9 protein-coding genes and 2 pseudogenes are annotated in these 12,215 nt (G+C 59.1%); 8 read left to right on the forward strand and 3 right to left on the reverse strand.

Annotated elements, in window-relative coordinates:
* Positions 1-395: 395 nt before the first annotated feature.
* Positions 396-725 carry an alpha/beta hydrolase gene (locus tag HF916_RS17050; protein ID WP_346777733.1) on the reverse strand — a complete coding sequence of 110 codons (330 nt, stop codon included), beginning with the start codon at positions 723-725 and terminating at the stop codon, positions 396-398.
* Positions 726-1,035: 310 nt separating this feature from the next.
* Here HF916_RS17050 and HF916_RS17055 point away from each other — a divergent pair, with 310 nt between their 5' ends.
* Positions 1,036-1,437: a hypothetical protein gene (locus tag HF916_RS17055; RefSeq protein ID WP_168790053.1), complete on the forward strand. Its 402-nt coding sequence runs from the start codon at positions 1,036-1,038 to the stop codon at positions 1,435-1,437.
* 147 nt (positions 1,438-1,584) lie between these two features.
* On the opposite strand, the gene HF916_RS17060 is transcribed toward HF916_RS17055, so the two are convergent.
* Complete coding sequence (locus HF916_RS17060; RefSeq protein ID WP_168790054.1) at positions 1,585-2,199, reverse strand: LuxR C-terminal-related transcriptional regulator; 615 nt, start codon at positions 2,197-2,199, stop codon at positions 1,585-1,587.
* A 117-nt stretch (positions 2,200-2,316) separates the two neighbouring features.
* On the opposite strand from HF916_RS17060, the gene HF916_RS17065 reads away from it, so the two are divergent.
* Both HF916_RS17065 and HF916_RS17070 read left to right on the forward strand, forming a co-directional pair.
* The gene (locus HF916_RS17065; RefSeq protein ID WP_168790055.1) at positions 2,317-2,937 is read left to right on the forward strand and encodes an isochorismatase family protein; all 621 of its coding nucleotides are present in this window, start codon (positions 2,317-2,319) and stop codon (positions 2,935-2,937) included.
* A 250-nt stretch (positions 2,938-3,187) separates the two neighbouring features.
* Positions 3,188-4,552: an MFS transporter gene (locus HF916_RS17070; RefSeq protein ID WP_168790056.1), complete on the forward strand. Its 1,365-nt coding sequence runs from the start codon at positions 3,188-3,190 to the stop codon at positions 4,550-4,552.
* A gap of 14 nt (positions 4,553-4,566) precedes the next feature.
* Here the strand turns inward: HF916_RS17070 and HF916_RS17075 are convergent, their stop codons facing one another.
* A complete protein-coding gene (locus HF916_RS17075) occupies positions 4,567-5,466 on the reverse strand; it encodes a LysR substrate-binding domain-containing protein (RefSeq protein ID WP_240975658.1) in 900 nt (299 codons plus the stop codon).
* A gap of 189 nt (positions 5,467-5,655) precedes the next feature.
* Here HF916_RS17075 and HF916_RS17080 point away from each other — a divergent pair, with 189 nt between their 5' ends.
* The 5 genes and pseudogenes from HF916_RS17080 to HF916_RS17100 all read left to right on the forward strand — a co-directional run bounded on the left by HF916_RS17080 (position 5,656) and on the right by HF916_RS17100 (position 12,112).
* Positions 5,656-6,822: a mandelate racemase/muconate lactonizing enzyme family protein gene (locus HF916_RS17080; protein ID WP_168790058.1), complete on the forward strand. Its 1,167-nt coding sequence runs from the start codon at positions 5,656-5,658 to the stop codon at positions 6,820-6,822.
* Positions 6,823-6,986: 164 nt separating this feature from the next.
* Positions 6,987-7,652, forward strand: a pseudogene (locus HF916_RS17085) (cation:dicarboxylate symporter family transporter); the annotation flags it as partial.
* A 115-nt stretch (positions 7,653-7,767) separates the two neighbouring features.
* Positions 7,768-9,036, forward strand: coding sequence for an IS256 family transposase (locus HF916_RS17090; RefSeq protein WP_168787787.1), 1,269 nt, complete (start codon positions 7,768-7,770; stop codon positions 9,034-9,036).
* A gap of 35 nt (positions 9,037-9,071) precedes the next feature.
* Positions 9,072-9,779, forward strand: a pseudogene (locus tag HF916_RS17095) (cation:dicarboxylate symporter family transporter); the annotation flags it as partial.
* 35 nt (positions 9,780-9,814) lie between these two features.
* Positions 9,815-12,112 carry an NADP-dependent malic enzyme gene (locus tag HF916_RS17100; RefSeq protein WP_168790059.1) on the forward strand — a complete coding sequence of 766 codons (2,298 nt, stop codon included), beginning with the start codon at positions 9,815-9,817 and terminating at the stop codon, positions 12,110-12,112.
* Positions 12,113-12,215 lie beyond the last annotated feature (103 nt).

A 12,215-nucleotide genomic window follows, 5' to 3' on the forward strand; every position in this document is an offset into this window, starting at 1 on the left:
ACTAGCGGCCGTTAACCACGTCGGAGGGCGGCCAATCAATCGCAAGCGAGCGATTCGCTCCGGATCGTCGGGTACGGTGCACGGTACGCACCGCAGCACGTGTCCGCAACTGGAAAAGCTGCCGCGAAGGGTTGAAGGTTTGCGTATTTGACCGATTCGTACACGACGGCAAATCGCGAACGGCTGCTTGATTGCAGGTTTCGGTCGCTTGCATCGACCGGTTGAATCCGCAGTCGAACTGAGCCGGTCGTGTTGGACCGGGTCTGGCGAGTTCAAGGACGTTCTTGACCAATCACTCACCGAACTCCGCGTCACTGTTGCCTGGGGTCTGGGAGTTATTCAGCAGCTTGACCGCTCGCGCTCCATGCGCCAATGCGAGGCGTGCGAGCACCGCCTTACTTCTGCTCGCCGGTCGCTTCGAGGATCAGAACCGCCACTTCCGTCGGATGCGACAGCAGCGACACGTGGCTCGACTTAAGCTCGATCGTATGCGCGTGCATCCGGTTCGCCACGAAGCGTTGCAGATCGGGGTCGATGGTCCGATCGTCGGTTGACACCGCATACCAGGTCGGCTTGTCGTGCCACGCGGCGACGGTCGTCTTCGTCATCGTGATCGCCTTGCCAATCGGCGGCTGAACCGCGTAGTACATTTCGGCTTCAGCCGTCGGTAGATTGCCGGCGAAGTCTTTGACAAATGCCTGCTCGTCTTCAGGCAGCCATTGCATTTGGACAAGCGCAAACGGCTGATGTGGGGCGAGCCGGGAAGCTGACTTCGTGGGGAAGCACATCGTTCGATTCCCGTCATCGATGGAAGTGCGCCGATGAACGCAAGGGCCAAATTCCGGTCCCGGTCGAAACGGCGGCGGTCCGATCGCGGTGTAGTATCCCACCATGTCTACGCTATTGCGCGGCCTCGACGGCGCAGATTCGACGCATCCATGACGAGGACGGCAAGCTGGTCAAAGGCCTGAAAACTGGTCCAACGGTACCTAGGGTGGCGTCGGCCGTAACAGCGGCATCGATGGGAAAAACATCATGTCAATCGAGTGGAAGCGCCGCTTCAAGCTATTTATCCAGCGTTTCTGGCAGCCGACCAGCGCGTGCATGACCTGCATGCCGGGGAGCTGGGGCAACATCATTAGCCTTCCCCACTGGACGATTGCATTCCATACAGGGCTGCTCACCGGACTCCTGGCCGTACTGTTGACCTTCACGCCTGCCGCGAAACTCTACACGAATCGATACGGCAATGCGCTGGTCGTCGGATTACTGACAACCTTAGGCGACGCCTATTCGCACGTGGGTCACTACCGCATCCCCTATGTCGAGCACATCGTGACGGGTGTTATTTCAGGTCTCTTCACGCTGGCTGCGTCATATCTCTTTGAAGACCGCGCGCGGCGCCTTCGGGCGGTATGGGTTCGGGTTTTCAAATGACCTATCCGTGGACTTTCCGGCCCGCCTTGTCGAACAGAAGGAGGCTTGCCGGTTTGGCTGCTCGTCATTGCCAAGGAGCCTGCGCGTGGACAACGGCCGTTCGGCATCGGCCATCTCGTCGACCATTTTCGTTCCGATCGAACAAGGCTAGGCAAGGAGCGTTTTAACCAGCGCGTTGGTCGAGGGCGCGTCGAACTTCTTCAACAGTTTTCCACGAAAGACCTCAACAGTGCGGGGGCTGATACCCAACGCTATGCCGATCTCCTTGGCGGTCTGGTTCTGGATGAGCAATGCCGCCACATCGCGCTCGCGCCTGGTCATTGAATTCTTGGCCTCTGCGATCAACTTATTAGCGGAGCTTGCACCGCCGGATAGGCTGGTTGCCACACCCATCTCCGAGAAAAACCACAGCGCCTCGCGGTACGGGTCGTCCCGGTGTTCACTGACACCCGTCACATTCACCCAGAACAGCTCGCCGTCGGTCCGTTGCATGGCGCGCGGCTCCGTGATCCGGCCGAACTTCTTTAGCGCCGGAATCACACGAGCACCGAACCGTTCGAAGGCCACGTCATTCGGATAGAGGATTCGGACCGTCTGGCCGACGAGTGCCTCGCTGGTGGCGCGGAACATGTCCATGAATTGCTGGTTGCACGCGGTTATCACCCGCTGTCGGGTGACCATTAGTGCAACCGGCACGTGCGCGAAAACCTGCTCGTAGTCAATCGGCTCAGACAGCGGCGCGCTGGCGGGCATTCCTTTCATACAACCTCTTCGAAGTCAGGGTGATTCCGTACGTAACCGATACGTATTGTTGTACGTATATTGAACTCGTATTCTCATACGTGCAATGACATTTAAACCGTTGATTTGGAGGAAGAAATGGACGACTACAAAAATCGCTCGTATGGCGCCGTTGAGATCGGCATGAAGGGGAAGGTCGGGATTGTCGTCGTGGACTATCAGTTGGCCTTCACCGAGTCGAAATACCCATTGGGTGGCGCGCCGCTGGTCATGCGTGGACTTGAAAATACGGCACGTCTTCTCAAGGTGGCGCGCGCGCACGACGTACCCATCGCAACTTGTTTCACCGCTTATAAAACCGAGCGTGACATGCCGCACTGGAAAGTGGCCGCAGTCCGCGATCAGTTCAGACTCGATCATCCGAGCTCGGCACTGGACCCTCGGATATACGATAAGGATTACGACGTAGTGGTTTGCAAGTTTGGCCCGTCGATATTCTTCCAGACGCCCGTAGTGCCTTATTTCATCAGAGAGGGCGTTGAGACGGTCATCATCACGGGCTGCAATACGAGCGGATGCATTCGCGCATCGACGATCGACAGTTTTCAGTGGGGCTTTCGCACGATCGTTCCGGAAGACTGCGTGGGCGACATCGAAGAAGGACCGCACCGCGACAACCTGCGCGATGTCGGTCGACGGTACGCGGACGTGTCGAGCGCTGACGATGTGATCGCGTATATCAAACACTCGACAGCGTAACGCTCGGCATACCGTGGCTGGAATCGCCAGTGCACGGAAATCTGCTCCGGATGCCGCGCTTAGCCGAGGTGTCCGGCCGCCACTAATCTGGATTGGCGTACTACACGACCCAGCGCTCTGAAATCGACGGTCGCGTCCGCTGACCTGAAAGAACTCGTAGGTCCCGCTCCGCCCCTGATCCGAACAGTGTCAAACCCTATTGACAGTGCCCGGATAGTCGGCGCGCGCTCAATTTCCCGTGGAGCCTCCCATGAATCACGCCAGCACCGTCGACGGTACCCTCGAACCGGATGAAATCGAGTACAGCATGAAAAGAATTGCGATCGCGAGTGTCATTGGCACAACCGTCGAATGGTACGACCTGTTCGTGTTCGCGACCGCCTCGGCGCTTGTGTTCAATAAGGTGTTCTTTCCGGGTTTTGTGCCGTTGATTGGCACCTTGCTTGCGTTCGGCACCTTTGCGTCTGCGTACCTGGCACGTATCGTCGGCGCGGCGCTGTTCGGCCATTTCGGCGACAGGCTAGGGCGCAAGTCGATGCTGCTGGTGTCACTGGTGATCATGGGCATGGCCACATTTTGCATTGGGCTCCTGCCGGACTATGCGTCGATCGGTATCTGGGCGCCGCTCCTGCTGCTCACGCTACGCATCGTGCAAGGTCTCGCGCTGGGTGGCGAATGGGGCGGTGCGGTGTTGATGGCGGTCGAACACGCCCCCGCGAACCGGCGTGGCCTCTACGGTTCCTGGGTGCAAATTGGTGTGCCGGCAGGCACGTTGATCGCCAACCTCGTGTTTCTGTTGAGCAACGCATTGCTGCCCAACGGCGCGCTGCTTGCATGGGGTTGGCGTCTCCCTTTTCTGGGCAGTGTGTTGCTGGTCGCCGTCGGACTTTACGTTCGGTTGAACACGTCGGAAACGCCGTCGTTCCGTAAGATCAGGGACACCAACGCTCAGGTTAAAGTGCCGTTGGCCGAACTGCTGGGCAAGCACTGGAAACCGGTGCTGCTGGGCGGCATTGCGACGATGTCGACCGGTACGTCCTTCAACCTGATCGTTGCATTTGGACTGACCTATGGAACGCAAACACTCGGCTATTCTCGCAACGCGATGCTATCCATTGCGCTCATCGCCTGCGCGCTTTGCGTTGTGATGTTGCCCGCGTTTGGGCGGCTTTCGGATCTGATCGGGCGCAAGCCCGTGATCATTGGCGGAATCGTCGCGGAGGCGTTGCTGGCATTCCCGCTTTTCTGGCTGCTCGACACCCGCGAGTTTCCCCTCGCGCTGCTGGGATACCTGTTGATGATGACCGCTTTCGCGGCCAACTACGGGCCGATTGCCACCTTTCTCGCGGAACTGTTCAGCACTGAGATTCGATACTCGGGCCTGTCGGTCAGCTACATGCTGTCCGGTCTGTTGGGCAGTGCAGCGACGCCGATCGTCACGACGGCACTACTGTCGGCCACCGGGAAGGGATCTTCGGTTGCGTGGTTTTTGGTCGCGTCAGCGATCATTTCGATCGCTGCGTTGCTGCTGATTACGGAAACGCGCGGAAGGGACACGAATACAGCGACTTGGCCCGTGGCCGCGAGCCCTACGGTTCGCGGACAGCCACGCTGACTGCGATGGACGACTTATGGCTTGCGGCCTGCTTTGTTTTTTTGTGCATAAATCAAGGCTCCGGTTTCAACCGGGACGAACGGCGCCTGAAAATGAACGATCAAAAAATCAATGAATGCTCGCGCGCGCGCAGTCTGGTTCCGCTGGCTGGGATAGTAGACGAACAGATCAGCGGACGGCAGTAGTGTATCGGGCAACACCAGTTTTAACCGGCCGCTCTGAACGTACTTCGCCAGATCCCATTCGGAACGGATCAATATCCCGTGCCCGTCGAGCGCCCACCGCAGCACGATGTCACCATCGTTGCTTGAGAGCGCTCCTTTGACTTTCAGCGCTTCGGTGTGATCGCCTTGCAGGTATCTCCAGACGCCATAGGCATCATCGTTCTGGCGATGAATGATGCAGCGGTGCCGAACAAGGTCCTCGACGCGCTCGGGTGTTCCGAAACGCTCAAGGTACTTTGGAGACGCGCAAAGGAAACGACGGTTGCTCATGATGCGCCGTGCGCTAAGCCGGCTGTCGGGAAGCTCGCCAAAACGGATTGCCATATCGAATGCTTCCTCGACCAGATCGATGGGGCGGTCGGTTACCTGAAACTGGATTTCGACATTGGGAAACCGCTTCGCGAAGTCAGATACCAGCGGCGCGATGGTCGTGCGCCCGAAGCCGAGCGTCGCATTGACGCGTAACAGCCCATGCGGGTCGGACTTGGCCCCGGATATCTCGTCTTCCATCTGCCGGACTTGCCCGACGATCTGCGTCGCGTAGCGCAGGTAGGTTTCGCCTTCCGGCGTCAGACTGACACTCCGCGTCGTCCTGTTGACCAGCCGCGCCCCCAGCCTCTGTTCGATCAGCCCCAGCCGTTTGGTCGCCGCCGGCGGGGTGAGATCGAGCGCACGCGCCGCTCCTGACATGCTTTTCAGCCTGGCGAGGAGGATAAAAAACTCGAAATCGGAGGTCGAATCCGTTGTCACTTCAGTTGTTCACCTAAAGTAAAAAATGAAATGAATCTAAGCGAATTCTAACCCCTCCTTTCGCGGATAAGCTTGTTTCCATTGCAGCCAGACGCATGCAATACGTGCCCAAACTCAGGAGACAGTGTCATGAAAATTGTTGAAATCCGCGAAAAGACCATTCCGATCAGCTCCCCGATCCGGAATGCTTACATTGACTTCAGCAAGATGACGCTGAGTCTCGTCGCCGTGGTGACGGATGTCATCCGGGACGGCAAGCCGGTTGTCGGTTACGGTTTCAATTCCAACGGCCGCTACGGGCAGGGCAAGCTGATGCGCGAGCGTTTTATTCCGCGCATCCTCGAAGCCGATCCCGCCACGCTCGTCAACGATGCCGGCGACAACCTCGATCCGCACAAGATCTGGGCGACCATGTTCACGAACGAAAAACCGGGTGGCCACGGCGAGCGCTCGGTCGCGATCGGCACCATCGACATGGCGATCTGGGATGCGGTGGCGAAAATCGAAGGCAAGCCGCTGTTCCAGTTACTGGCTGATCGTTATGGTAATGGCCAGCCCGACCGCAAGATTTTCGTGTACGCCGCCGGCGGTTATTACTACCCCGGCCAGGACCACCAGAAGCTGAAAGACGAAATGCGCAGCTACATCGACCGTGGCTATACGGTGGTGAAGAAGAAGATTGGCGGCGCATCGCTCGATGAAGATCTGCGCCGCATCGACTCGATTCTGAGCGTGCTCGGTGACGGTCAGAAGCTGGCGGTCGATGCAAACGGCCGCTTCGATCTCGACACCGCCGTTCAATACGCGAAGGCGCTCTCGCAGTACGACCTGTTCTGGTACGAAGAACCGGGCGACCCGCTCGACTATGAATTGCAGGCAACGCTGCGTAACTACTACGACAAGCCGATGGCGACCGGTGAAGACCTGTTCTCGATGCAGGACGCCCGCAACCTGATTCGCTACGGCGGCATGCGCCCGGATCGCGACTGGTTGCAATTCGACTGCGCGTTGAGCTATGGCCTCGTCGAATACCTGCGCACGCTCGACATGCTGCGTCAGCATGGCTGGTCGCCGAGCCGCTGCATTCCGCACGGCGGACATCAGATGTCGCTGAATATTGCCGCCGGCCTCGGTCTGGGCGGCAACGAATCCTATCCGGACCTGTTCCAGCCGTTTGGCGGATTCCCCGACGGCGTAAAGGTGGAAAACGGTTACATCACCATGCCCGATCTGCCCGGCATTGGCTTCGAAGGAAAAGCCGATCTCTTCGCCGAGATGCAAAAGCTGTCCGCATAAGCCGTCAACCGGCATAACGCGCCGACAAAAGCGTCGGCGTAGCGTTCAAAAAAACAGACAAAAGGAACGCAGCCGAAATCACTCGGTGCTCACCGCAGCGGTAGATCCCGCTGCGGGTGTTCGACCTGACTTTCATTAAAAGATGCCACGCATAGGAGACAGTCATGCGGGTTTCAAAGATCGGAAAATCTCTTTCCAAGCTCTACGTCCAGGTTCTGATTGGCATTATTGCCGGTGTCCTCGTCGGCCACTTCTACCCTGACATCGGTTCTCAACTTAAACCACTCGGTGACCTGTTCATTAAACTGATCCGGATGCTGCTTGCCCCGATCATTTTCGCATCCGTTGTTGTCGGTATTGCCCGCATGAATGACCTTCACGAGGCTGGCCGGGTGGGCGTCAAGGCAGTCCTTTACTTCGAAGTCGCATCGACGATTGCGCTGCTGGTTGGCCTCGTGGTCGTGAACATCGTCAGGCCCGGCAGCGGGATGAACATTGATCCCACGCACATCGACAGTTCAGCCATTGCCACCTACACCCACGCGGCTGAGCAGCATGGGATGCTTGAGTTCTTGATGAGCATCGTTCCGAACAGTATTGTCGGGGCATTCGCGAATGGAGATATTCTGCCCATCATCTTCTTCTCGCTTCTGCTCGCGGTCGCCCTCGCCAAGCTTGGTCCCCGCACAGCGCCGTTCGTCGACATGCTCGACATGTTCCTTCAGGGCATGTTTGGCGTGGTTCGGATCGTCATGTATGTCGCACCGATCGGCGCCTTCGGCGGCATGGCGTTCACAATCGCCAAGTATGGGATTGGCACGCTGGCGTCGAGTTATCGTCAGAAGTGGTGTACGGGGATGAGTCGGGGATTTGAGAAGGCGGCGGCGGTTAGCTGAGAATGTTGCTTGTCGAGAGTAACGAACCAGCGAACCGGAATCCACCACCATGAAGAAGTTTACGGAAGAAACGAACGACGGTAAAGCAGCAGCAAGCGTTGGTAGCCTTGATGAGCTGATCCAGCAAGGCGCGCGACAGATCATCCAGCAGGCGATCGAGGCAGAATTGGCAACATTGCTCGAACAGTACGGGAACGTGAAGACACTCGACGGCCGGCGCGCCGTGGTGCGCAACGGCTATCTGCCGGAGCGTGAGGTCGTCACGGCGATCGGTCCGGTCCCAGTCAAAGTGCCGAAGGTACGCGACCGCTCAGGCTCGGGCGTGAAGTTCAATTCGAACATTGTGCCGCCCTACATCCGCAAGTCACCACGGGTGTCGGCGGCGCTGCCGTGGCTCTACCTGCGCGGCGTGTCGACCGGCAACATGAGTGAGGCGCTCAGCGTGCTGCTGGGCGAGCAGGCGAAAGGGCTTTCGCCGAACGTAGTCAGCCGCCTGAAGGCGCAATGGGCCGAGGAGCACCTGTTATGGAACCGACGCGACCTAGCAGACGCGCGCTGGGTCTACTGGTGGGCTGACGGCATTCATACCGGACTGCGCAGCGACGATTCCGAGGGCCAGTGCCTGCTGGTGATCATCGGCGTGAAGCCGGACGGAACGAAGGAGCGCGTGGCGATCGCCGACGGCTATCGCGAATCGAAGGACGCGTGGCGCGACGTGTTGCTTGATCTGAAGGCGCGTGGCCTGCAAGGCGGCCCGATGCTGGCAAGCGGGGACGGTGCCATGGGGTTGTGGGCAGCATTGGCCGAAGTGTTCCCGCAGACGCGGCACCAGCGCTGCTGGTTTCACAAGACCGGCAACGTGCTCAACGCATTACCGAAATCGCAGCACAGCCGGGCCAAGGAAGGACTACAGGAAATCTGGCAAGCCGCCACGCGCGAAGACGCGCTCGCGGCCTTCAACCGTTTCGTCGACGTCTATTCGGCCAAATATCCGAAAGCCGCCGGGAAGCTCACAAACGATCGCAATGAGTTGCTGGCCTTCTACGATTTTCCCGGGGAGCACTGGCAGCACTTGCGGACCACAAACCCCATTGAATCGACGTTTGCAACCGTCCGGCATCGCACGACGCGCACGCGCAATTGTGTTTCGCGAGCGACCTTTCTCGGTCTGGCATTCAAGCTGATCGAGTCGGCCGAGCAATCGTGGCGACGCATTCGCGCACCAGAGAAGATCGCCTCGCTGCTTGAAGGAATCCCTTTCAAGGATGGCGTACCGGTGACCGACAGCACACCGGCCCAGCAACCGTTGGCCGCCTGATCATGCCTGCCGCCCGTACACCACATTTGACTTTAACTCTGGCGTCGTTTGGCCAGTTGATGGGCTGCCTCTATCTGACTTGTGTCATCTTCGTGGTCGTTGTCCTCGGCATCGTGATGCGGATGTGTGGGTTGTCGTTATGGAAGTTTCTCCGCTACATTAGGGATGAAATCTTCATCACCCTCGGCACGGCTTCAACTGAAGCGGTGCTCCCGCAAATGCTCATCAAGATGGAGAAACTGGGGTGTTCACGACCCGTCGTTGGGATGGTATTGCCTACGGGCTACACTTTCAATGCCGATGGAACCGCGATTTACCTGACGATGGCCGCACTGTTCATTGCTCAAGCGATGAATATCCATCTGACGATCTGGGACCAGTTGCTCCTGCTCGGCGTGATGTTGCTGACGTCCAAAGGGTCTGCGGGTGTAGCCGGAGCGGGATTCGTGGCGTTGGCTGCCACGCTGGCCACCATGCACAAAATCCCTGTGTCCGGATTGGTGCTGTTGCTGGGCGTTGACCGCTTCCTCAACGAGGCCCGCGCGGTGACGAACCTGATCGGCAACGGGGTGGCGACCATTGTGGTGGCCCGATGGGAGGGTGCGCTCGATATGGACAAGGCGCGAGCGATGCTCAACCGGACCGCCGACACAAGCATTGATGCCCTTGAGTCCACTGGTCTGGAGCCGGCAGTTGGGGCGACGCCGACGAAAGATTCCATTGTCCAGCCCCACAGTCATTGAGTCGTCCAGTCAACTTCATCCCGAGTACCGCAGCCATGACCAAGCAATCTGATACAACGAGCTTCCGCGAAGCCGCCCTCGATTACCACGAGTTCCCGACGCCTGGGAAGCTGGCGATCACGCCGACGAAGCAGATGATCAACCAGCGCGACCTGGCGCTGGCCTACTCTCCCGGGGTTGCGTTCGCGTGCGAGGAAATCGTCGAAAACCCGCTGAACGCCGCGCGCTTCACTGCGCGCAGCAACCTCGTCGGCGTTGTCACAAACGGCACCGCGGTGCTGGGCCTGGGCAACATCGGCCCGCTGGCGTCCAAGCCGGTTATGGAAGGCAAAGCGGTGCTATTCAAGAAGTTTGCCGGCATCGACGTGTTCGACATCGAGCTGAACGAGTCGGATCCGCACAAGCTGGTGGATGTGATCGCCGCGCTGGAGCCGACCTTCGGCGGGATCAATCTGGAAGACATCAAGGCGCCGGACTGCTTCATCGTCGAACGCGAATGCCGCAAGCGCATGAAGATTCCGGTCTTCCACGACGACCAGCACGGCACGGCGATTGTCGTCGCGGCGGCGATCATCAACGGTCTGAAGGTAGTCGGCAAGCACATCAAGGAAGTGAAGCTGGTGGCGTCGGGCGCAGGTGCGGCGGCGCTGGCCTGTCTTGACCTCCTCGTCGATCTCGGGTTGCCACTCGAAAACATTCTGGTGACGGACCTCGCCGGCGTGGTCTACAAGGGCCGCGTCGAGTTGATGGACCCGGACAAGGAACGGTTCGCACGCGAAACCGACGCCCGCACGCTTGCCGAAGCCATCGCCGGCGCGGACGTTTTCCTGGGGCTGTCGGCCGGCGGCGTGCTCAAGCAGGACATGGTCAAGCAGATGGCGGACAAGCCGCTGATTCTGGCACTCGCCAATCCAACGCCGGAAATCCTGCCGGAACTCGCCCTCGAAGTACGTCCGGATGCCATCCTCGCCACGGGACGTGCCGACTTTCCGAACCAGGTGAACAACGTTCTGGTGTTCCCGTTCCTGTTCCGCGGCGCGCTGGACGCGGGCGCGACCACGGTGACGCGGGCAATGGAAATTGCGGCCGTCAACGCGCTTGCTGAACTGGCGCGCCAGGAGCAGAGCGATATCGTTGCGACGGCTTACGGCATTCGGGATCTATCGTTCGGGCCGGAATACCTGATTCCGAAGCCGTTTGACCCACGTCTGATTGTCAAACTCGCGCCAGCGGTGGCGAAGGCCGCGATGGATTCAGGCGTCGCCGAGCGTCCGATCGAGGACATGGAAGCCTACGCACAGCATTTGCAGCAGTTCGTGTATCAGAGTGGCACAACGATGAAGCCGATCTTCCAGTTGGCGCGTAGCGTTGAGCCGGAGAAGAAACGCATTGTGTTCGCTGAAGGCGAAGAAGAGCGCGTGCTGCGCGCGGTGCGGATTATCGTCGACGAAAAGCTGGCTAAGCCGATTCTGATTGGCCGTCCGGCCGTGATCGAGCAGCGGATGACGCGTTACGGCCTGCGTCTGGTCGCGGGTCAGGACTACACGGTCGTGAACACCGACCATGACGAGCGCTACCGCGATTTCTGGCAGGAATACTACAAGATGATGTCCCGCAAGGGCATCACACAGCAGATGGCGAAGCTCGAAATGCGCCGCCGCACCACGCTGATCGGCGCAATGCTGGTGAAGCGGGGCGAGGCGGACGGCATGATCTGCGGCATGATCAGCACGACGCACCGGCATCTGCATTTCATCGATCAGGTGATTGGCAAGAAGAAAGGCTGCAACGTCTACGCAGCGATGAACGCGCTGGTGCTGCCTGGTCGGCAGATTTTCCTCGTCGATACGCACGTGAACGTCGATCCGACGGCCGAAGAACTCGCCGAAATCACGATCATGGCTGCCGACGAAGTGCTGCGCTTCGGCATCGAACCTAAGATCGCGCTGGTGTCGCATTCGAATTTCGGCACGAGCAACGCGCCGTCGGCGCAGAAGATGCGCGATGTGCTGGCGCTCCTGCGCCAACGCGCACCACACTTGCAGGTGGACGGAGAAATGCATGGTGGTCTTGCGCTCGACCACAAGCTGCGCCGCGAAGTGATGCCCGATTCGACGCTCGAAGGTGACGCGAACCTGCTCGTGTTGCCGAACATCGACGCGGCCAACATCTCGTACAACCTGCTGAAAACGGCCGCGGGCAACAACGTCGCAATTGGCTCGATTTTGTTGGGCGCGGCGCAGCCGGTGCATGTATTGCCGCCATCCGCGACGGTGCGCCGGATCGTCAATATGACGGCGTTGCTGGTGGCGGATGTGATCGCACTCAAGTAGCCGCGGCGTTCAAATACCAGGACTGCGTTATGCGTGGTTTCTGCAAATTCACGTGTTGGCAGAAAGAAAATGCGCGACGAACGGCGCTCTGTTATCGAGGCAC

It is taken from the genome of Paraburkholderia aromaticivorans (genome assembly GCF_012689525.1).
GTDB lineage: Bacteria > Pseudomonadota > Gammaproteobacteria > Burkholderiales > Burkholderiaceae > Paraburkholderia > Paraburkholderia aromaticivorans_A.